Annotated in this window: 20 protein-coding genes; 6 read left to right on the top strand and 14 right to left on the bottom strand. The window is 43.6% G+C overall.

The annotated features are described in order from the left end of the window. Positions 1-45: 45 nt before the first annotated feature. The 7 genes from pyk to dnaE all read right to left on the bottom strand — a co-directional run bounded on the left by pyk (position 46) and on the right by dnaE (position 10,487). On the bottom strand, positions 46-1,806 hold the full coding sequence (pyk, locus tag OTG27_RS15855; RefSeq protein ID WP_268937402.1) for a pyruvate kinase: 1,761 nt from the start codon (positions 1,804-1,806) through the stop codon (positions 46-48). Between the two features lie 129 nt (positions 1,807-1,935). Then, positions 1,936-2,895, bottom strand: a complete 960-nt coding sequence (gene pfkA / locus OTG27_RS15850) for a 6-phosphofructokinase (protein ID WP_048681124.1) — start codon at positions 2,893-2,895, stop codon at positions 1,936-1,938. A gap of 279 nt (positions 2,896-3,174) precedes the next feature. Then, complete coding sequence (gene accA, locus OTG27_RS15845) at positions 3,175-4,176, bottom strand: acetyl-CoA carboxylase carboxyl transferase subunit alpha (protein ID WP_034309128.1); 1,002 nt, start codon at positions 4,174-4,176, stop codon at positions 3,175-3,177. Further along, the gene (gene accD, locus OTG27_RS15840) at positions 4,173-5,036 is read right to left on the bottom strand and encodes an acetyl-CoA carboxylase, carboxyltransferase subunit beta (RefSeq protein ID WP_034309130.1); all 864 of its coding nucleotides are present in this window, start codon (positions 5,034-5,036) and stop codon (positions 4,173-4,175) included. The genes accA and accD overlap by 4 nt, the downstream gene beginning before the upstream one ends. 90 nt (positions 5,037-5,126) lie before the next feature. Beyond that, positions 5,127-5,756 (bottom strand): FadR/GntR family transcriptional regulator, encoded by a 630-nt coding sequence (locus OTG27_RS15835; protein ID WP_095679822.1) that lies wholly within the window; start codon positions 5,754-5,756, stop codon positions 5,127-5,129. Between the two features lie 5 nt (positions 5,757-5,761). Then, positions 5,762-7,003, bottom strand: a complete 1,242-nt coding sequence (gene ystJ / locus OTG27_RS15830; protein ID WP_057276709.1) for an NADP-dependent malic enzyme — start codon at positions 7,001-7,003, stop codon at positions 5,762-5,764. A gap of 124 nt (positions 7,004-7,127) precedes the next feature. Beyond that, entirely contained in the window at positions 7,128-10,487 is a 3,360-nt protein-coding gene (dnaE, locus tag OTG27_RS15825) for a DNA polymerase III subunit alpha (RefSeq protein WP_268937401.1), read from the bottom strand. A 183-nt stretch (positions 10,488-10,670) separates the two neighbouring features. On the opposite strand from dnaE, the gene ytrH reads away from it, so the two are divergent. Both ytrH and ytrI read left to right on the top strand, forming a co-directional pair. Next, entirely contained in the window at positions 10,671-11,006 is a 336-nt protein-coding gene (ytrH, locus tag OTG27_RS15820; RefSeq protein WP_034309135.1) for a sporulation membrane protein YtrH, read from the top strand. Beyond that, on the top strand, positions 11,003-11,506 hold the full coding sequence (ytrI, locus tag OTG27_RS15815; RefSeq protein WP_098863985.1) for a sporulation membrane protein YtrI: 504 nt from the start codon (positions 11,003-11,005) through the stop codon (positions 11,504-11,506). Before ytrH ends, ytrI begins: the two co-directional genes overlap by 4 nt. A gap of 291 nt (positions 11,507-11,797) precedes the next feature. Here ytrI and OTG27_RS15810 read toward each other — a convergent pair whose 3' ends face one another. Beyond that, a complete protein-coding gene (locus tag OTG27_RS15810) occupies positions 11,798-12,736 on the bottom strand; it encodes a DHH family phosphoesterase (protein WP_268564509.1) in 939 nt (312 codons plus the stop codon). Between the two features lie 168 nt (positions 12,737-12,904). Here OTG27_RS15810 and OTG27_RS15805 point away from each other — a divergent pair, with 168 nt between their 5' ends. Continuing rightward, entirely contained in the window at positions 12,905-13,207 is a 303-nt protein-coding gene (locus tag OTG27_RS15805) for a YtpI family protein (RefSeq protein ID WP_034309143.1), read from the top strand. A 27-nt stretch (positions 13,208-13,234) separates the two neighbouring features. Here the strand turns inward: OTG27_RS15805 and OTG27_RS15800 are convergent, their stop codons facing one another. From OTG27_RS15800 to OTG27_RS15790, 3 genes are all read right to left on the bottom strand, one after another. Continuing rightward, a complete protein-coding gene (locus tag OTG27_RS15800) occupies positions 13,235-14,554 on the bottom strand; it encodes a DRTGG domain-containing protein (RefSeq protein WP_034311452.1) in 1,320 nt (439 codons plus the stop codon). A gap of 71 nt (positions 14,555-14,625) precedes the next feature. Further along, a complete protein-coding gene (locus OTG27_RS15795) occupies positions 14,626-14,850 on the bottom strand; it encodes a hypothetical protein (RefSeq protein WP_034309145.1) in 225 nt (74 codons plus the stop codon). Positions 14,851-15,723: 873 nt separating this feature from the next. After that, a complete protein-coding gene (locus OTG27_RS15790) occupies positions 15,724-16,404 on the bottom strand; it encodes a metal-dependent hydrolase (RefSeq protein WP_048681095.1) in 681 nt (226 codons plus the stop codon). Positions 16,405-16,522: 118 nt separating this feature from the next. Here OTG27_RS15790 and OTG27_RS15785 point away from each other — a divergent pair, with 118 nt between their 5' ends. Next, entirely contained in the window at positions 16,523-17,620 is a 1,098-nt protein-coding gene (locus OTG27_RS15785; protein ID WP_268937400.1) for a M24 family metallopeptidase, read from the top strand. Positions 17,621-17,691: 71 nt separating this feature from the next. Here the strand turns inward: OTG27_RS15785 and OTG27_RS15780 are convergent, their stop codons facing one another. Further along, entirely contained in the window at positions 17,692-18,261 is a 570-nt protein-coding gene (locus OTG27_RS15780; RefSeq protein ID WP_268937399.1) for an outer membrane protein assembly factor BamE, read from the bottom strand. 230 nt (positions 18,262-18,491) lie between these two features. On the opposite strand from OTG27_RS15780, the gene OTG27_RS15775 reads away from it, so the two are divergent. Next, positions 18,492-18,929, top strand: coding sequence for a universal stress protein (locus tag OTG27_RS15775; protein ID WP_034311454.1), 438 nt, complete (start codon positions 18,492-18,494; stop codon positions 18,927-18,929). A 52-nt stretch (positions 18,930-18,981) separates the two neighbouring features. On the opposite strand, the gene argH is transcribed toward OTG27_RS15775, so the two are convergent. Together argH and OTG27_RS15765 are read right to left on the bottom strand one after the other, a co-directional pair. Further along, positions 18,982-20,361, bottom strand: a complete 1,380-nt coding sequence (argH, locus tag OTG27_RS15770; protein WP_268937398.1) for an argininosuccinate lyase — start codon at positions 20,359-20,361, stop codon at positions 18,982-18,984. Next, positions 20,358-21,563, bottom strand: a complete 1,206-nt coding sequence (locus OTG27_RS15765) for an argininosuccinate synthase (protein ID WP_034309158.1) — start codon at positions 21,561-21,563, stop codon at positions 20,358-20,360. Before OTG27_RS15765 ends, argH begins: the two co-directional genes overlap by 4 nt. A gap of 213 nt (positions 21,564-21,776) precedes the next feature. Here OTG27_RS15765 and OTG27_RS15760 point away from each other — a divergent pair, with 213 nt between their 5' ends. Continuing rightward, positions 21,777-22,091, top strand: a complete 315-nt coding sequence (locus OTG27_RS15760; protein WP_034309161.1) for a hypothetical protein — start codon at positions 21,777-21,779, stop codon at positions 22,089-22,091. The last annotated feature ends 37 nt before the right edge of the window (positions 22,092-22,128 follow it).

Raw genomic sequence — 22,128 nt, 5'->3', positions numbered from 1 at the left:
ACATCCATCTTACCTCATTGGCAAGGAATCAGCCAAAATTTCGTTTTACAGAACGTTTGCATGTCCATCATAAATGACTCCACGACCTGCATCGACCGTTATTCTTTGACCATCCGTGAAAACCTTGGTCGCGTCCTCCGCCCCAACGATTACCGGTATGCCCAATGTGACTCCCACAACAGCTGCATGGCTTGTCAAACCGCCTTCTTCCGTAATCAATGCCGCACACTTTTCAATTGCCGGCATCATATCGCGGTCAGAACCGATCGTAACCAATACAGAGCCTTCCTTCACTTTTTCCAAAGCTTCCTTGGCATTCTTAGCGATAACCACTTCACCTTTAGCTGATTTCCTGCCGATTCCTTGAGCCTTCAAAAGAACCTCTCCTAACACATGAATTTTCATCAAGTTAGTCGTACCTGTTTCACCTACAGGCACACCGGCTGTAATGACGACTAAATCCCCATGGGAAACTAAGCCGGAATGCAGGCTTTCATCTATTGCTGTTTGAAGCATTTCATCGGTAGTCGTTGCTTTTGGACCAATCTGCGGATAGACTCCCCAAACCAATGCAAGCCCTCTTGTAACATGATCATTGGATGTAACCGCAATGATCGGTGCTTTAGGGCGGTATTTGGAAATCATCCTTGCCGTATGACCGCTTTCTGTAGGGGTGATGATTGCCCCTGCATTAAGATTAAGCGCGGTGTGGGCAACGGATTGACCAATGGCATCCGTGACATTATGACGGTTCACTTTGCTTCTGACTGATAATATATCCCGATAATCAAGGGCAGTTTCAGCACGCGAAGCAATGTTATGCATCGTTTGCACCGCTTCGACAGGATAGGTTCCAGCAGCTGTTTCGCCAGAAAGCATGATTGCATCCGTTCCATCAAATATGGCATTGGCCACGTCACTTGCTTCTGCACGGGTCGGCCTTGGATTACGCTGCATCGAATCGAGCATTTGTGTAGCCGTTATGACTGGTTTCCCGGCATTATTACATTTTTTGATCATTTGTTTTTGGACTAATGGCACTTCTTCTGCAGGAATTTCCACTCCCAAGTCTCCACGTGCCACCATCAAGCCATCTGAAACTTCCAAGATCTCATCAAGACGGTCCACGCCCTCTTGATTTTCGATTTTAGGGATGATTTGAATATGTTCCGCACCATTTTGCTGCAATAATTCACTTACTTCAAGCACGTCGGAAGCCCTGCGTACAAATGAGGCAGCAATGAAGTCGATACCCTGTTCGATCCCAAAAAGGATATCCTGTTCGTCTTTCTCCGTTATGCCAGGCAGGTTAACCGAAACTCCTGGAACATTGACGCCTTTTTTGTTCTTAAGTGTACCGCTATTCAAGATTTTCGTATGGATTTCTTTTCTGACCTCATCAATCTTCAACACTTCAAGCCCGATCAATCCATCATCCAAAAGGATTTTAGATCCTGGGTGGACATCATGCAGAAGCCCTTCATAGGTAATGGAGAATTTTTCAGGTGTTCCCAGGACTTCATTCATGGAAATAATGACTTCATTGCCGGCTACAAGCTCCATAGAATCATTTTCCATATTATTTGTCCGTATTTCAGGTCCTTTTGTGTCCAACAGGATGGCAACCTGTTTACCCGTTTTTTCGCTCGCTTCTCTTATATTGCGGATTCTAGCTGCGTGTTCTTCATGATTTCCATGAGAAAAGTTAAGCCGTGCTACATTCATTCCCGCCTCTATTAATTGAACCAGCTTTTCTATACTTTCACTTGCGGGGCCAATCGTACAAACAATCTTGGTTTTACGCATATTGTCATCCTCCTTTAAGGAAAACTACTCGCCGCCTGTCCACTTCTTGAAGACAGGGGGCGCAGTGTTTTATGTCTTCTTTTAAATACCCATTACTAATAAGCGATTCCTATCGGTCAATAAAAATGATTAAATGGATAGCTCAGCGGATAATTCATACATTTTCTTGTCAATTGTATGCGGTTTAGCAAGAGCTTCGATGATATCATAATCAACAAGTTGATTTTGTTCGATTCCGACTGCCCTGCCCCCTTTTCCTTCTAGAAGCAATTCAACGGCTCTTGCCCCAAGACGGCTTGCCAATACCCGGTCATTTGCAGAGGGAGATCCCCCGCGCTGAACATGGCCCAGGACCGTTACACGAGTTTCAATTCCTGCTTTCGCCTCAATACTCCTGGAGATATCAACGGCACTTCCAACACCTTCGGCTACAATGATGATACTGTGCTTTTTCCCTCGGTCATGTCCGCGGTTCAGCTTTCCAATTAAATCATCTATTTCATATTCATATTCAGGACAAAGAATCGTTTCAGCTCCGCCAGCCAATCCAGCCCAAAGCGCAATATCGCCGGCATCTCTTCCCATCACTTCAACCACATAAGTCCTCTCATGAGAAGTGGCCGTATCCCGAATTTTATCGATAGCATCGATGACTGTATTCAGGGCCGTATCGAAACCAATCGTAAAGTCCGTGCCCGGTATGTCATTATCAATCGTTCCAGGAACCCCGATACAAGGGAAACCCCTTTCCGTTAAAGCTCTCGCCCCGCGGTAAGAACCATCGCCACCAATTATGACAATGCCCTCGATACCATGTTTATTCAATTGTTCAATCGCTTTAAGCTGGCCTTCCTCCGTCTTAAATTCCGGACAGCGAGCCGTATGTAACATCGTGCCGCCTCTATGAATGATATCCCCGACCGACCCAAGTTCAAGCTTTTTTATATTGCCATTTATCAGACCCTGATAGCCATGATAAATACCGAAGACCTCCATTTCATGAAAAATTGCTTTCCGGACAACTGCTCGGACTGCCGCATTCATTCCTGGAGAATCTCCTCCACTTGTCAATACACCTATTCTTTTCATAAATGTCACCTCTCTACAGCACTAATCAATTTTAAGCTTCGCTATATCATTGTACCCTTTTTCAAGCTTCAATAAGCAGTAACTGTTTCACTTATGCATACTTGATGTTATAAGCCTAACCGATTCTCTTCAGAAATTGAAGTAAAATGGTGTGAAACTTTACATTCTACACACAAACCATATTCTTTACTCGTTTCGGTAATGAATACATATGCACGAATGAAAGGATGAAAAAACGTGTTGCCCCAGGCAGCACGTTTTTCCTTTTCCAAAATGTGTTTATGAATGCTGTTCCACTTCCTTAGGTTCGCCCTCAGGTTGTTGTTTTGCAAATTCATATTCACCGATTTTCTTGAATTTCATATAACGCTGGTTGATTAGATCATCACTATTCAATGGCAACAGTTCATTGAATGAACGTTTCAGGATTTCCTTGATGGCTTCTGCCTGCAAATTCGAATCCCGATGGGCGCCGCCCCTCACTTCAGGAATGATCTCATCGATGACTCCTAAGCGGTTTAAGTCGGGAGCCGTGATTTTCATCGTTTCCGCAGCCCTCTTAGCCTGAGAGGCATCCTTCCACAGCAAGGCTGCAGCCCCTTCAGGGGAAATCACGGAATATGTTGAGTTTTCAAGCATGAAAATTCGGTCTCCGACGCCAAGCGCCAATGCACCGCCGCTTCCGCCTTCACCAATGACAATACTGATGACCGGCACCTTCAGCCCTGCCATTTCGAAAAGGTTTTTCGCAATGGCTTCACTTTGCCCGCGCTCTTCAGCAGCTTTACCAGGGAAAGCTCCCTTCGTATCAATGAAACAAATAATCGGCCTGTTGAATTTTTCAGCCTGTTTCATCAGACGCAAAGCTTTTCGATAGCCTTCAGGATGGGGCATGCCGAAGTTACGACGGATGTTTTCCTTCGTATCCTTCCCGCGTTGATGACCGATGACAGTCACGGCAAGTCCATTGAATTCTGCGATTCCAGAAACAATCGCTTCATCATCCCCATAATAACGATCTCCATGAAACTCGATGAAGTCATTGAATAACAGCGGAATGTAATCAAGCGTCGTCGGACGGGCTGGATGCCGGGCAATCTGAACACGATCCCACGGTTTAAGATGGTTGTAGATATCCACTTCCAGCTTCTCTAAACGCTTTTCCAATGTTTCGATTTCTGCTGTAAGGTCTACATCAGCATCCTTCGAGATTGCCTTTAGCTCTTTAATTTTATTTCTCAGGTCCGTAATGGGACGCTCGAACTCTAATTCGTAAATCATAACCACTCACCGCCCGGGGCATGGATTTTAAGGATCGTCGTCAAGGTTTCCTTCATTTCCGTACGTTTGACGACCGCATCCAATTGACCGTGCTTCAACAAGAATTCAGCCGTTTGGAAATCTTCAGGAAGCTCTTCACGAATCGTCTGCTCAATGATTCTTCGTCCCGCAAAACCAATAAGTGCTCCAGGTTCGGCTAGATTAATATCGCCAAGTGACGCGAAACTTGCCGAAACCCCGCCTGTGGTAGGATGGGTCATCATTGATATGATCAGTCCGCCTTCATTGCTGAATATCTTGAGTGCTGCACTTGTCTTTGCCATCTGCATCAAGCTCAAAACACCCTCCTGCATCCGGGCGCCGCCTGATGCCGTAAATATGATGAACGGAATCTTCAATTCACCAGCACGTTCAATGGCACGGGTAATTTTTTCGCCAACAACGGATCCCATGCTTCCCATCCGGAAATTCGAATCCATGATGGCAGTTGAAACTTGGTAGCCATTGATGCTTCCGACTCCTGTGACAACCGCCTCATTAATCTTGGCTTTCTTTCTATCTTTTTCCAGCTTTTCTAAGTAATCCGGAAAATCAAGCGGGTTAACGGAAATCATTTCTTTATCAAATTCATTAAAAGTGCCTGCGTCGAATAAAAATTCGATGCGCTCATGGGAAGACATCGGATGATGGTACCCGCAATGCAGACAGACTTTCTTGTTTTTCACCAATTCTTTTGTATACATGATTTTTTTACAGCCGGTGCACTTTGTCATGATTCCTTCTGGTACATCTTGTTTCTCCCGATCTAAAGGAACCGTTGCATATTTCTTCTTAGACTTCGCAAATAGCTCTTTAAGCAAGCTTAATCCTCCCTTTACCACCAATTATCTATTTTATGATACTTGGTACAAACTATATCAGAAATAAAATTAGTATCGTGTAAAAAGGTGTCATTCGCCCTTCGACATATTTCTAATTCTAATAAGATACGTTTCGATGGCTTTTTCTTCATCACGTTCGAGCAAATATGTAAGAAGTGCCAGATAGTCTTCTTTTTTCACATTACCCTGTACCATCTCTGATGTTCTAGCATAGCTGTTGACAATGCGCCAAATTCTTTCCAGCAATCGATTGCGATTCAAAATGGCAATTCTTAAAAAGAAATCATCATCATGAAACATATCCGCTTTGACCCAGGCCATTAATCTTTTGATGTCCTCAGCCGTAGCGAAAAAGGCGACGATCCGCAAACAGTCTATTTCAATCAGCCTTTTCGTCTCAGACAAATCTTCTTGTACTTTTTTATCTTGCAAAAAAAAGGTTCCCAGAAGCTCGACTAGCTTATGCTCCTGGAAATCCCTGATAAACGTCCCTTCACCACGCCTTGTTTCTATTAAGCCTAATAGCTCTAAGGCACGCAATGCTTCACGGACAGAGGAACGCCCAACATTAAAACGATCCGATAACTCCCGTTCTGATGGGATTTTATCTCCCGGCAGGAGGCTGTCCGCTTCAATCATGCTACGTAGGCTCTCAACGACATCGAGATATATTTTGGATGAAGAAGTACGACCTGCCAAATTAATTATTCCTCACTTTTTCCAATGATCGCTAATTTCTTTGTTTTTTCTTTAATTTCCTCTGGATCTACATTGATTCTAGCTACTCCGGTTTCCATCGCTGCCTTGGCAACAGCAGCCGCAACGGCAGGTGCCACCCTCGCATCAAATGGAGCAGGGATCACGTAGTCTTCGTTCAACTCATGCTCCTGTATTAATCCAGCAATGGCTTTTACTGCAGCAACCTTCATTTTTTCATTGATATGAGTCGCACGTACATCCAATGCCCCACGGAAAATCCCTGGGAAAGCAAGGACGTTATTGACCTGATTCGGGAAATCCGAACGGCCAGTTCCAACAACCTTGGCACCCGCTGCTTTTGCATCTTCCGGCATGATTTCCGGATCTGGATTAGCCATCGCGAAAATGATTGCATCCCGATTCATCGAAGAAACCATTTCTTTTGTCAATGCACCTGCGGCAGAAACTCCTATAAATACATCAGCGTTTTCGATGACAGATTCCAAAGGTCCTGAAACCTTATTTCGATTGGTCACTTTCGCCACTTGTTCTTTTGTATCATTCATACCTGTCGAACGGCCCTCATAAATGGCACCCTTCGTATCACACATGATGATGTCGCGAACTCCATAGCTATAAAGCAATTTAATGATGGCAATGCCCGCAGCGCCTGCGCCATTCGCTACCACTTTAATTTCTGACATTGATTTATTCACCAGTCGTAACGCGTTCACAAGACCGGCAACAGTAACAATGGCTGTTCCGTGCTGATCATCATGGAAAACAGGAATATTCATTTCTTTTTTGAGTCGTTCTTCAATTTCAAAACAATTTGGTGCGGCTATGTCTTCTAAGTTCACTCCACCGAAAGTCGGTTCGAGTAATTTAACGGTCTCTACAATTTTGTCCACATCCGTCGTTTTTAAACAAATCGGGAAAGCGTCCACTCCGGCGAAACTTTTAAATAAAACGGCTTTTCCTTCCATGACCGGCATAGCAGCTTCCGGACCGATGTTTCCAAGTCCCAAAACAGCCGTTCCATCAGAAATGACGGCAACCGTATTCCCCTTCATTGTATAGTCATAAACGGTTTCCGGCTTATCGTAAATATCTTTACACGGTTCTGCGACACCAGGAGAATAAGCCAGGCTTAAATCTACTGCGTTCCTAACCGGCACTTTCGAAACTGTTTCTAATTTTCCTTGATTCAAGCGGTGCATATGTAATGCTTCTTCTCTTAATGTCATAGTTTCACTCCTAAAACAAATTGGGTAACCCATTATCTTATATGCTGAAATTATGCTGAAATCTAGTGGTCAGACCACAGCGGCCTGTTTTCAATATAACATAACTATTAAAGTTGTAAAACAGTTATTCTTTCTTGTAAACCACATTCCCTTTTCCCACCAAGTCAAATAATGCCTGCATCAGTCTATCTGTAGGATTGACCCAATCCCAATAAGATAGCTGTACATAGCGGTTTTCCCTCTCGTAAAAAAGCATGACCTTGGTTTCACCGCTATGCTGCATTAAAATTTTTTTTATTTTTTGCAGTGTATCCTTCGTTTGCTTGCCAGCCTCAATTTTCAGGAATATCGTTCCGTTTTTTTCCTCTTTCATCTGCTTCACTTTATCAAGCGGGTATACGTTCCGGATCAGCAGCTGTGTTTTTCCATCCCGCTCTTCCAATGTCCCTTGCAGCATAACGAGTTGTCCATGATTCAAGTCGGCAGAGTGGTTTTTATAAACATTTGGAAAAACGACCGCTTCAATATCCCCCTCTTCATCACTGACGCTCAAGAAAGCCATCACATCGCCCTTTTTTGTCCTTATGGTTTTAACCGACGTAATGTAAGCGCCAAGTAAGACTTTCGATTCCTTTTTATTAATAGCTTCATCTATAGTCAAACAGCCGAAGTGCTGAAAAAGTTCTCTGTAGCTTGTCACAGGATGATTCGATAGATAAAGCCCCAATGCGCTTTTTTCAAACGAGAGTTTGTCCTCGATTGGGATAGGATCGACCCGGTGGTATTTCGGTTTGAGTGAAAACTCGCCATCCGAAAACATATCGAATAGGTCATCATCCGGATTAACCAATTCCGTATGATTGATCGCTACGTCCAAGCTCGCCAACAATGTTGCCCGGTCTTCACCGAATTCATCAAATGCACCTGAATGGACAAGCGCCTCCAACACTTTTCTATTTACGATTTTCCCCGAAACTCGCAAACAGAAATCGAATAAATCTGCGAACTTCTTCTGACGCCTTGCAGCGAAGATATCTTTTAGGACCGTCCCGCCTATCCCTTTTATGGCTCCAAGGCTATAACGGATCCCTTCCTTTTCCGGTAAAAACGGGTAACCGCTCCGGTTAATCGAGGGAGGCAGAACCGCTATCCCTTTCTTTTTTGCTTCTCGGATATATTGCGAAATCTTTTCATCATTCCCGACAACCGATGTCAAAAGTGCTGCCATGAAATATTCCGGATAGTGGGTTTTCAAGTAACCCAGCTGATAAGCGATGAAGCTATACGCCACCGCATGACTTCGGTTGAATCCATAGTTAGCGAAGCGGACAATCAAGGAATAAATCTCATCTGCCGTTTTTTCGGAGTATCCTTGTTTCAATGCGCCGCTCACGAAATGCTGCCGCTCTTGATCCAGAACTTCCTTCTTCTTCTTCGAAACGGCACGTCGGAGCAGGTCAGCCTCCCCTAATGAAAACCCGGCTAAACGGGAGGCGATTTGCATGATTTGTTCTTGATATACGATGACCCCATATGTAGGCTCGAGGATATCCTTCAAATCCTCGTGAAGGTAATCAATCGAAGCAAGTCCATGTTTTCGCTCGATGAACAGCGGTATATTTTCCATCGGACCTGGACGATATAGGGCATTGACCGCAACGATATCCTCGAATCGGTTCGGTTTCAGCTTGATCAAAACCTTTCGGATGCCATCCGATTCAAATTGGAACACCCCGGTTGTTTCGCCTCTGCCTAAAGTGGCCAGCGTCTCGGGATCATCCATCGGAATATGGGACAAGTCGAGCTTTTTCCCCGTTCCTTTTTTAATGTTATTTAAAATATTATCGATGAGCGTTAAATTGCGGAGTCCAAGAAAATCCATTTTAAGAAGTCCCAGTTCTTCGAGAAGGTCCATTGGATATTGAGTCAGGTGGATGCCGTCATGCCCTCCCTGAATCGGGATATGCCCGGTCAGTGCCTGGTCACTGATGACGACGCCGGCGGCATGTGTCGAAGCATGGCGAGGCAGCCCTTCAAGCAATAACGCGGTTTGAAATAGTTTTTGATTCAGGTCACTCTCATTAACGAATTCCCTAAGTCTTTTCGATTCCTTGAAAGCCTCGGGAAGCGTGATGCCCAGACGGCCTGGAATCATTTTCGATACCGCTTCCTGTTCCTTTGAATTCAGGCCGAAAACACGTCCTGTATCCCTTAACGCAGCCTTGGCAGCCAATGTCCCGAATGTAATGATTTGTGCTACATGAAGTTCCCCGTATTTCTTCGCGACATAGGCAATCACTTCTTCACGGCGGTTATCCGGAAAGTCAATGTCGATATCCGGCATCGAGACACGTTCCGGATTCAGGAAACGCTCGAACAGCAAGGAATGTTCGATTGGATCGACATCCGTGATCGACAGCACATAAGCGACCATCGATCCTGCAGCCGACCCCCTTCCTGGACCAGTCAGGATTTGGTGGTCCTTAGCGAATTTCATGAAGTCCCAAACGATTAAAAAGTAATCGCTGAATTTCATCTTGGTGATGATATCCAATTCATATCTTAGTCGCTCTTCATATTGAATGGATGGCTCCGGCACTCTTTTCTTCAGCCCTTGGAAGCAGATGGCTTCGAGCATTTCTTCGGCTGTGGCTCCATCTTCAGTAGGGTACTTAGGAAGAAGTGAACGATGAAATGGAATTTCCAGATTGCATTGCGCGGCAATATGCAGTGTATTTTCGAGTGCATCCGGTCTGTCATGGAATAGTTCTGCCATCTGAGACCGGCTTTTCAAATAAAATTGATCGGATTCAAGAACCGTATGCGTCTCATCCGCCAGCTTGTCGCCATTTCCGATTGCCAATAAGACTTCATGAGCGAGTGCATCGCTTTCGTTCAAATAATAAACTGGATTTGTCGCGACAATCTTTATCTCTAAATCTCTCGCCAACTGACTTATGGCTTCGTTACTTTTTTCCTCATCCGCAATCGACAGTCTCTGTATGGATACATAAAAGTTATCATGACCAAAAATTTGCAGAAATCGCCCTGCTGCCTGTTTGGCTTCTTCAGGGTTTTCTTCTCTCAATAGCGTTTCTATTTGCCCCTCTGCACCTGGTGTGACTGCAATCAAGCCCCCGGAATAGGCTTTAAGCCAATTCATTGGAATGCCTGACGGGGATTTCGTTTTTATGGCACTGCTTATTTTAAGCAGGTTTTGATATCCTTGCAGACTCTTTGCCAATAAAAGAAGTCCATGTGGCGCTTCCCGTTCATCAAGGACATCCGCAAGTATGCCGATGATCGGCTTTATGCCCTGCTTTTTGCATTCTTTATAAAAATAGACCGAACCGTACATAACATTTCGATCGGTTAAGGCAAGACTTGTACAGCCATCCGCTTTCGCTTTGGCCACAAGTTCAGTGATCTTCACCGTACTTGTCAGCAGGCTGTATCCGCTCTGAATATGGAGATGAGTATACACGTTTTTTTCTCCCACCTTTGTAAGGCATGTTTCTTTTCATTATAGTGTTTATTTCAAAAAAAGAAAATATGTTCTCATTACCAATGCAATTTAACCTCCTGATTTCCGGCGACTATCATAATACCTCTGAACATCCCATATAAATGGAATAGAAGAATATCAAGCAAAAAAGGATGATGATATATGAATGAAGCCTTTGTTCCAGCCTTCCTCAACAGCTTTTTCATATCGCTTGGCGTATTGCTTGGCGGCTCGATAATCGGGGGCCTCGCCGCGTTTTTTACTGGACAAGCCCCGATGACGACTGTATTCCGGCTGTCGGACAGCCTTCGTATTTGGGCGATTGTCGCTGCGATCGGGGGAACTTTTGATATGGTCTATAATTTTGAACGCGGTATTTTCCACGGGGAAACGAAGGATATAGTCAAGCAGGTCCTATTGATACTCTCTGCACTTGGAGGGGCACAGACAGGAGCACTGATCATCAACTGGTTCACGCAGGAGCATATTTCACCATGAGGATTCCTCCCTATCACCGGACTCCCACCTGGCAGCGTTTTTTTGCCGGGGCCGCACTTGGCGGATTGATCAGCTGGGTGATTTTCTTTTATATGCATGGCGTCCAGCAGGAGAAGCAGATCCGGTCCCTTCACGAACAAAGAGAAGAAATCAAGGATTTAAACGGGAAAATTGCAATTTGGGAGCAGGATTATAAAAAATTGAACGAGAAAAACGAGGAAATCCTGACGATTCAGGAAGTGGAAGTAACGATCACGAATGAAAAATACAGTCTGGATCAGTTGAGTATTGCAGAAGCGGAGGATGTGATTGAGGATGACCTATCCTCTCTTCTCGCCAAAGATGTCGCCAGTGTCTATGACGGAAAAGTGCTGTTGAAAAAGTCGATAGAAAATAAGATCATGACCATCAATAAAAAGCGCTATCGACTTGAAGTCGTTGAAATCATGTTTTATACGAAAATGAATATAGAAATCAAACTAAAAAGGACTACTTCTTAAGGATGGGTGAATATCCACCGAATTTAAAAGACCAAATCATTTGTGATTTGGTCTTTTAATTTGGCTGTTTTCACATACTTTGTTGCTATTTACCAGGTAGTGAGTTGTGGTTGATTTCCCCTCCAGATGCTCGCTTTCCGCGGGGCGGGCGGTGAGCCTCCTCGGCGTATACGCCTGTGGGGTCTCACCTGTCCCGCTGCTCCCGCAGGAGTCTCGCACTTCCGCTCCAATCAACCTTAAATAGTTTGGTTTAAAAACAACAATCTTTACGAAAAGAGCCTTTAAATTTTATCATTCCGCTTTATTCAGCTCTTCCATGTCGGCAAGGATATTATCCACTTCATCCCAAGAATAGATCGAAGCCCCTGCTGCAAACGGGTGGCCTCCGCCGTTATATTTACGGGCAATCGTATTGATGACCGGTCCTTTAGAACGGAAACGAACCCTGATTTCTTGATCCTCTTCAATGAAAAAGACCCATGACTTAACATTTTTAATCGAACCTAGCGAGGAAACGAGCTGCGATGCCTCAGATGTGGAAGCATTGAATTTTTCAAGTATATCTTTCGTGATGATCATTTTCCCCGTTCCATATGGAAGGATTTCAAAATGCTGCAGCACATATCCATTCAACCGGACTATGCTTTCCTCGACGTCATACATCTCCTGATATAACTGCGGGCGGGAGAACGAATAGTGAATCAATTCACTGGCATAGGCAAATGTCTTTTCAGTAGTGCTTTGGAATAGGAAACGACCTGTATCCCCAACAATGCCTGCATATAGAAGGCGTGCCGCTTCATCACTCATCTTCAAGCCCTGCTCTTTACCGAACTGGTAAAAATCGTAAATCATTTCACTTGTGGAACTTGCCGATGTATCGACCCAGCGCATATCCCCATATGGATCTTCATTAGGATGATGATCGATTTTAATCAGTTTATCCCCCGTCGTGTAACGTGCATCACAAATCCGGTCCGTATTTGCGGTATCACAAACGATGACCAAGGCACCTTGATATGTTTCATCCGAAATCACATCGAGCCTTCTTAAATAATTCAATGACGGTTCCTCTTTCCCGACCGTATAAATTCGCTTTTCGGGGAAAGATGCTTTCAGGATTTCCGCCAATCCCCCCTGTGAACCATAAGCGTCCGGATCTGGACGGACATGACGATGGAGAATGATAGTATCATAACGCTTTATATCTGCTAATATTTCAGCTTTCATATTGATCCCCCCTTAACATATGTATTATCGAGCCTTATAAAGATGATATATTTCATTTAATCAAAAAATTGCGGAAATAGGAAGTCTCATCTTGTTTACTGTGGCATTCTCTTTCATTTCCCGCTACAATAAAAAGGTACATATGTTAAATTGGGGGAATTTCAAACGATGCCTATTCTTGTCACCTTGATCGTTCTTTCACTAGGGGTCTATCTGTTTTATAAAATCAAATCGGTCCGAACCAGAATGCCGATGGAGAAAAAGTGGATTTCAGGGAAGTCTTCCATTGCCCTCGGTGCGTTTGTCGCACTATTCGGAATCAATCAGCTTTTTCTATTCCACACGACCATCACTTATATCATTGCCGCCGTTTTCATCTTCGTTGGCTTATTCAGTATTTGGGGCGGCTATAAAATGTATAAATTTTATTTGCCGCATGCAATCGAAGAAGCTGCAAATCAAAAAGGATAATCGAATTTCGATTATCCTTTTTATTTTTCATGATCGGTCCAGCAATTGACAAGTCAACATCGCCTTGCCGACAAGTTTGCCTTGGTTAAACACCTCGACATCGACTTTTCCGAATTTACGTCCTACATCAAGGACACGCGGATGGATTTCAAGCGTACTGTCGATCTGGACTGGCTTGATGAAGTAGATCGTCATGTTTTCCACGACCAAGTCACCGCGCTTATAGCTTCTAAGTGCTCGATTTGCCGAGTCGGTGACCAATGTCGTGAATACACCGCTTGAAATGGTACCAAGGTAATTGGTCATCTGCGGGGTGACTCCATAGTTATACACTTCCTCGCCCTTGCCGCGATTCGAAGTCATCACAAGCTGGCTGGTAATCGTATCGTCGATCGTTTCGCCGACCTGAGGCTGCCTTTGACTCATTTGCAATGCCTTCAGCACATCCTGCCTGCTCACGATACCCTTTAGGATATGACTGTCATTCACGACCGGGATTAACTCGATCCCTTCCCAAACCATCATATGTGCAGAAGATGCCACACTCATTTTATCGCCTACGGTCATCGGGTTTTTCGTCATCACCTTATCGATGAGAGTCATCTCTTCCTGTCCGATGATATCTTTTGATGTGACCATTCCTTGAACCTTCATATTGTCATCGACAACAGGGAAACGGCTATGCCCCGATTCCTGATTCAGTTCATGCCAGGTCTGAACCCGGTCACCCACGGTCAAAAAGGTCGTTTCCTGTACGGGTGTCAAAATATCCTCCACCAGCAAGATTTCCTTTTTGATCAATTGGTCATAAATCGCCCGATTGATCATCGTTGCGACGGTAAATGTATCGTAACTCGTTGAGATGACTGGCATCTCCAATTCATCGGCTAACCTTTTAACGGGCTCTTCGGTATCGAATCCCCCGGTGATCAGCACCGCTGCACCCGCTTTTAACGCGTGCTCATGGGCCTGTGTACGGTTCCCGACGATCAGCAGGTTTCCTGCCCCTGTATATCTCATCATGGCATCCAGCTTCATCGCCCCGATGACGAATTTATTTAATGTCTTATGAAGTCCCGTTTTCCCTCCAAGAACTTGTCCGTCAACAATATTGACTACCTCTGCAAAAGTGAGCTTTTCAATATTCTCTTTTTTCTTTTTCTCAATGCGGATCGTGCCTACCCGCTCAATCGAGCTCACGTAGCCCTGGTTCTCCGCCTCTTTAATTGCCCGGTATGCCGTACCTTCACTAACATTCAATGCTTTCGCAATTTGACGGACGGAAATCTTCTCGCCGACAGGGAGCCCATCGATATGTTTCAATATTTGTTCATGCTTTGTAGCCAAGCGCTTCACCCTTTTCACGGTATTCCTATTACCCATTATAAGGTCAAAGAGCCCAGTTTATCAAACAACTACTAGTATTGGCGCAACCTTTTGTATTCCGGCTGGCGCTTTACCTTTTGTTTCTTAGGAGAATATAGTATGCCCGTCAAGTTTCCAGCTACCGCCAACAATGCAAACAACAGCCAGGAGCCGGCAAACAGACCCTCCAGACCGCCACTTTCCAACGACAAGCGCGGCACAGCATAATACAGCATCACACCGCATAAAAGCAAACACAGTAATAACCTCTGTTTCATCCAATCCCCCCTTTTTTTCATCTATTCATTTTATGCCTGCGAAAGGAAAAAAGACTTGGCTGCTGAGCGAGAGTTTACTTTCAGATAGATTCACTTTGTATGGATTCTTTTTTCATAAAAGAGGAGTGAATTTACTCGATATACATAAGGAGGAGTTTTGTTAAACATATCCTTTCAATAATAGTTGCTTTGAGCGCCCTAACTATAGATGGATGTTCCGAAGCAGGTACTAAAGTGGCAGTCAATGTCGAGGAAAATGATTCTAAACAGACAGATAATAAAGAAGTGTCAGAAATAAAAATGAAGTTTAGAAAAGAAACTCACTGTACGAGGTAGTTTGCAAGGAAAACAGGAAGCAGTAGTATTGGTAAAACACCAATCATCACTTGGTCCACAGCGGTGCAGACAAACGCACCAACAACCACGACTTTCCCATGCATTAGATTTTGGAAACTGGACGCTATCTCGATATGAGATATACGGAAGTGTATATGTAAAATAATGAACTTGACTTATTTTCCTAAAGTTCTCCTTTTCTAATAAAAACAAAATTTCTTTAGTAAAGGCGAATATAAATTGTTAAGTCTTAATGGAGAAAGAAACAGTCAACTTACAAACCTTCCAAAACTGAGGGCAATTGGGTTTCTCTCTTAGTATTAATGCAGAGTTGATTGGAGCGGGTGTGCGAGACTCCTGCGGGAATGCGAGTCCAGGGAGACCCCGCAGGAGTCTCCCGGACCGCCCGCGGAAAGCGAGTGCCTGCAGTAGAAAAAAACGGTCAAATTTTACAAACCTAAAAAAACTGTCGACACACTCCATTATCATCGAGCTTATCTATAGTCTGACGGAAGCACCTGCAGGCTCCCGCTCCTTTTAAAAGTCTATTTCATCCCCGGCTTCCATGATCAGTCCATTTTCCTCTTCAAGCAGGTCGAGGAATTTTTCAGGATCCTGTTTGATGACAGGGAAAGTATTGTAATGAATCGGCACGACTTGTTTGGCTTGAAGGAATTTCGCTGCAAGTGCTGCATCTTCCGGGCCCATGGTGTAATTGTCGCCGATAGGCAAGAATGCCAAGTCAATCGGATGTCGTTCCCCGATCAGTTTCATATCGGAAAATACAGCTGTATCCCCTGCATGATAGATCGTTTTCCCTTCTATCGTAAGCAATATTCCAGCAGGCATTCCTAAATAAATGATTTGCCCCTCTCCATTATTGAATCCCGTTCCATGGAAAGCTGGCGTCAGTTTCACTTTTCCAAAGTCGAACTCGAAAGCTCCGCCGATGCTCATCCCGTGGGTCCTGACCCCTTGATCACCCAGGTAATCGGCAATCTCAGCAATGCCGATGACAAGCGCATCATGCCTTTTGGCCAATTCAACCGTATCACCGACGTGGTCATTATGGCCATGTGTTAAGATGATCACATCCGGTTTCACATCTTCCACCTTCAAATCGGTCAATTCGTTTCCAGTAATGAATGGATCGATTAAAATCGTTTTACCATTCGTTTCGACTTTTACAACTGCATGTCCATGAAAAGATACTTTCATTTTTGATGCTCCCTTCCCATACCAACAATTTTTTAATGTAGCTTTCTTAGGCCTTTCCCATTTACTATACTTTTAAATATTGCTAAGGTAATTATATCTTATTAATGGAGGTACCGTCATGAATGAACGTTTGAAAGAACTACAAACTTGGCTACAGGCGAATGAGGCTGAAGCCGCTTTACTTACATCTACAGAGAGCATCTTCTATTTGAGCGGGTTTTTTAGTGATCCTCATGAAAGACTGCTGGCACTTGCCATTTTTGCAAATGCCGAACCTTTCCTTGTCTGCCCGCAGATGGAAGTTCCGGATGCTAAACAAGCTGGATGGAATGGAGATATCATCGGTTACACCGACATTGAAAACCCTTGGGAAAAAGTTAAACAGGCAGTCAAGGATCGCGGTTTAACCATTCATACAATGGCCATTGAAAAAGAGCATATGAATGTGGAACGTTATGAAAAGGTCCAACAACACTTCGGAGCACCGAAGCTTGTTTCCGCAGAAGAAAAACTTCAAAAGATGCGAATGATCAAATCGGAAGATGAAATGGTCAAAATCCGTGAAGCATGCCGCCTTGCCGACTTTGCGATTGAAGTGGGTGTCAGCGAAATTCATGAAGGTAAAACGGAAATGGAAATCCTTGCAGCGATTGAATACGAATTGAAAAAGGCCGGAGTGAGCCAAATGTCTTTCTCCACCATGGTCCTGACTGGTAAAAATGGCGCTTCCCCGCATGGCACACCTGGGAATACGAAGGTTCAGCGCGGCGACCTTGTCCTCTTTGACCTTGGCGTCGTTCATGAAGGGTACTGCTCTGACATTACTAGAACGGTTGCTTACGGAGATATCAATGATAAACAGGCAGAAATATATGAAACTGTACGTAGAGCACAAGAAGCTGCCGTTGCAGCCAGTAAACCTGGTGTATCCTGTTCCGAGATAGACTTGACGGCCAGAAACATCATCAGGGATAAAGGATACGGTGAATTTTTTCCGCACAGGCTCGGCCACGGACTTGGGATCAGTGTCCATGAGTATCCATCCTTGACTGAAACGAATTCACTCAAACTTCAATCCGGAATGGTTTATACCATCGAACCTGGCATATATGTTCCAAATGTTGCAGGTGTCAGGATTGAAGATGATCTATTGATCACCGATGCCGGCTGTGAGATTTTGACCAAATTCCCGAAGAGCCTGCAAATCATAAAGTGATAATGCATGAACCATTTAATATAACGACCCCCGCCTTCATTTATGACGGGGGTATTTATTCAACATATCAACTAATCGGTCCGCAGTTCATACTTCATTGCTTTATCACTGCCGTCAAACCAAATGACCAGCCATTCACTATCTATTCTTATGATTCCCCTCTCGTCACCGAGATAATAAACAACATTATCTTCCTCTTTAAAATATTCCGTTTCTGTTGGAGACCCTAAAAGCGTGAACACTTCATCTTTTGTCATGCCTATCAATTCATGTTCATTGATTAAGTCATCTACCAGGTAGACTCTCCCTTCAACATCATTTAACCATCTTTCAGTGGTGAACCTTGATTCAGATTCATTTACCCCTAACATAACCACACAAAAAATCAGAAGGGCAAAGCCAAGGCTTGATATGACTATAAATCTAATTTTGGGTTTCCTTTTATTATGCTTATTGGTATATTTCCATGAAATCCTTTGAAAAAATAGTAATAGAATAAATGGAAGCAACAGTGCTGATATACTCATTAAACTGATCGTAGCATGTACAAAATTGATGTAAGAAATAAAAATGTAATAGATCAAAGCATACAAAAGCACGTATAAATATAATGCATAGTTTACTATTTTTGAAACACTCAAAGAAAAAAACTCCCCTCTCACATTAGAGGTTACCATAAATAAACAAATAAGGTAAAAAGAATAGATATTCGTCATGCAATGATTCATCACATCATAATAAGGTTGGAATCATATAATTTACAGATTATTGGCATAAACATTCGCTAATTTGTTACAATTGAAATCAGATCCATAAGGTAAATCATTGTATAATAGGAATGAAATAGAAGGAGGAGATTCACTTGAATAGTATAGATTATAAAAATATTCTTGTAGCAGTGGACGGCTCGGAAGAAGCAGAGTGGGCCTTAAAAAAGGCCATCTACTTAGCAAAACTCAGTGACGCTACCCTTGTGCTCACACACATCGTGGATACAAGGAATTTCCCTACTGTCGAAGCTTATGATATGACTATCCGTGATCACTCTGAAACCTTTGCCAATGAGCTATTGGACAAGTATAAAACGGAAGCCATTGCCTCCGGGATTACAAAGGTCCAAACAGAAGTTGCCTATGGTTCTCCTAAAGTTCAAATTCCAAGGGATTTAGCGAAAAAGCATTCGATCGATTTAATTGTCTGCGGTGCAACAGGCCTTAATGCAGTCGAACGTTTCCTTATCGGCAGCGTGTCGGAAGGCATCGTTCGCCATTCAAACTGTGATGTAATGGTCGTGCGTACGAATCAATAAGAGAAAATGATAAAAAGCTCGTTCGCCAAATTGGTGAACGAGCTTTTTCCTGTTATTCACTTACCAGTTTTTCCGCTTTTTCAATCGCCAGCAGGACTTGGGCAAAACCTGTACCACCCGCACTGTTACGGCGTTTAACTGCCTCATAAGGATTTAATGCATCATAAATATCCTGATCAAACAACTCGGAAGCTTCCTGGAATTGTTCAATGGTCAGGTCGACTAAATAGCAGCCATTCTGGACACAGAACAATACGAGCTTCCCGACCACTTCGTGCGCCTCACGGAAAGGCATTCCCTTTGAAGCCAGGTAATCAGCTAATTCCGTCGCATTCGAGAAGTCATTTTTTGTTGCTTTTTCCATTACGTCCGTTTTCACTTTCATCGTTGAAATCATGCCGGCAAATATTTTAAGTGAACCAACAATGGTCTTAACCGTATCAAAAACGCCTTCTTTATCTTCTTGCATATCTTTGTTATAAGCAAGCGGCAGTCCTTTCAAAACAGTCAATAACCCCGTTAGGTTCCCATAAACCCGTCCTGTTTTACCACGGATCAATTCCGCCATATCAGGGTTTTTCTTTTGCGGCATGATGCTGCTTCCAGTGGAAAACGCATCATCCAATTCAATGAATTGGAATTCCTGGCTTGACCAGAGAATGATTTCTTCGCTGAAACGGGATAAATGCATCATCATTGTCGCGCTGTTGCTCATGAATTCAATGGCAAAATCACGATCACTTACCGCATCAAGGCTGTTTTCGTATATTCCCTCAAACCCCAATAGCTCCGCACTGAGGGCACGGTCAATCGGAAAAGTCGTCCCAGCTAATGCCCCAGCACCCAATGGAGAAATGTTGATTCTTTTGAAACTCTCGGTGAAGCGCTGCTTGTCACGCTCAAGCATCCAAAAATAGGCCATTAAATGGTGGGCAAACGAAATGGGCTGTGCACGCTGTAAATGTGTATAACCTGGAATAAGTGTTTCCACATTTTTCTTGGATTGTCCCAAAATCGCTATTTGCAAATCATTGATGAGTTCCAGAATCACTTTCGTTTGGTTCCGCATATACAGATGAAGGTCGGTTGCAACTTGGTCATTACGGCTTCTTCCTGTATGAAGCTTTCCGCCAACTGGACCGATTTCGCTTATTAGCATACTTTCCAGGTTGAGGTGGATATCTTCCATCTCAACCTTAAAAGTCAATTCACCCTTCTCAGCTTTTCCCTGTAAACTTTTCAGACCCGCAATGATCTGATCCGCATCTTCTTCAGGTAAAATGCTGCATTGCTTTAACATGGTTACATGAGCTAAACTGCCTTGAATATCTTCAAGGACAAGTTCCTGGTCAAAGGAAATGGAAGCTCCGAACTCATCTACCCATTCTTCGGCAGATTTCGTAAATCTTCCTCCCCAAAGCTTGCTGCTCACACGGTCACCTTCTTGCTATTGACCATGCTGTTCACTTTCGTTGGAAGTCCCCATAGCTTAATGAATCCAACTGCTGCATCATGATCGAATTCGTCCGCTTTTGTATAGGTAGCCAATTTTTCGTCATATAGGGAGTACTCGGATTTTCTTCCTTCAACAATCGCATGACCTTTGAATAGTTTCACACGTACCGTACCCGTTACATTCACTTGTGTTTCTTTCAGGAATGCAGCCAAAGCTTTTTGAAGCGGAGAGAACCAAAGTCCCTCATAAATCAATTCAGTCATTTTCTTCTCGATCACCGGTTTGAAGTGAGCCAGTTCTTTAACAAGCGTGATATCTTCAAGTTCTTTGTGTGCAGCTATCAATGTCATCGCACCAGGAGCTTCATAGACTTCACGTGATTTGATCCCTACTAATCTATTTTCAACGTGATCGATACGTCCGACTCCGTGTTTGCCGGCAATTTGATTCAACTCGACGATCAGGTCAGCCAATTTATAGTTTTTATCATTCAATGTAACCGGCACACCTTGTTCAAAACCAATTTCAATGATATCTGCAGTATCTGGCGTACATTCAAGGCTTGTAGTCAAATCATAGGCCTCTTCCGGCGGAGCTGCCCAAGGATCTTCCAGGATTCCGCATTCGTTACTTCTTCCCCAAAGGTTTTGGTCAATCGAGAACGGGCTCGCCATGCCAATCGGAACGGGAATGCCATTTTTCGCTGCATATTCAATCTCCTCTTCACGAGACCATTTCCAGTCACGAACAGGTGCAAGAACTTGCAAATTAGGGTTCAATGCTGAGATTGATACTTCGAAACGCACTTGGTCATTTCCTTTTCCCGTACAACCGTGCGCAACGGCAACCGCGTTTTCCGCTTCAGCCACTTCCACTAATTTCTTCGCGATCAGCGGACGTGATAAAGCTGATACCAATGGATATTTCCCTTCATACAAAGTATGTGCCTGAAGAGCCGTCAATGCGAATTCATCAGCGAATTCGTCCTTCGCATCAATGACATATGAACTTACCGCACCAACAGTGATCGCTTTTTCCTTAATGAAGTCCAAATCTTTTCCTTCTCCGACATCCAAGCAGCATGCCACAACTTCGTACCCTTGATCTTGTAACCATTTAATTGCAACGGAAGTATCCAAACCTCCGGAATATGCTAAAACAACTTTTTGATTTTCCATTTCCATCGTCCTTTCGTGTGAATAAAAATTCATCGTTTGTTATTTTTATTCATTCTATGATTAGTACTTTATCATCTTTATTAATGAAATACAAGGGGTATTTTAAAGATTTCGCTAAATAATCCCCTATTATTTTCAGGGAATTTACACATTGGATGCTTCCGCGAGAATATAGTAAACTAGGAGTATGATAAATCGAAAAGCGGAGGGCATATGAGAGAACTATTTATCTATGATGAAAGGCTCGGCATCTCCATTCCTGATTTGAATTTGGAGTGGGATGAATATACAAAAGGCGAGCAGCAGCAAATACTCGTACATTGGGAGAATATCAGGGGAAGCATTCCGGACCGCATCAAGGAACTGGAATCCACGATAAACCGAAAGCAGTTTCGGCTCTCCGATGAGAGTAATTTCGCCAAATCATGCCAGCTCAATTCCGAAATTGCGGAACTTGCTTCCATCATCAATGATTTATGGCTTTGGTATCGTGCCAATCAAGCCGTGACGGAAAAGATGCATAATTAAGGCCTATTCCATGCAAAAAAAGCCACAGTTTAAAACT

The sequence above is a fragment of the Peribacillus sp. AS_2 genome (genome assembly GCF_026891895.1).
Classification (GTDB): domain Bacteria; phylum Bacillota; class Bacilli; order Bacillales; family DSM-1321; genus Peribacillus; species Peribacillus frigoritolerans.
Note: the sequence above shows the minus strand (reverse complement) of the source record. Positions and strands in the feature narration are given on the sequence as shown.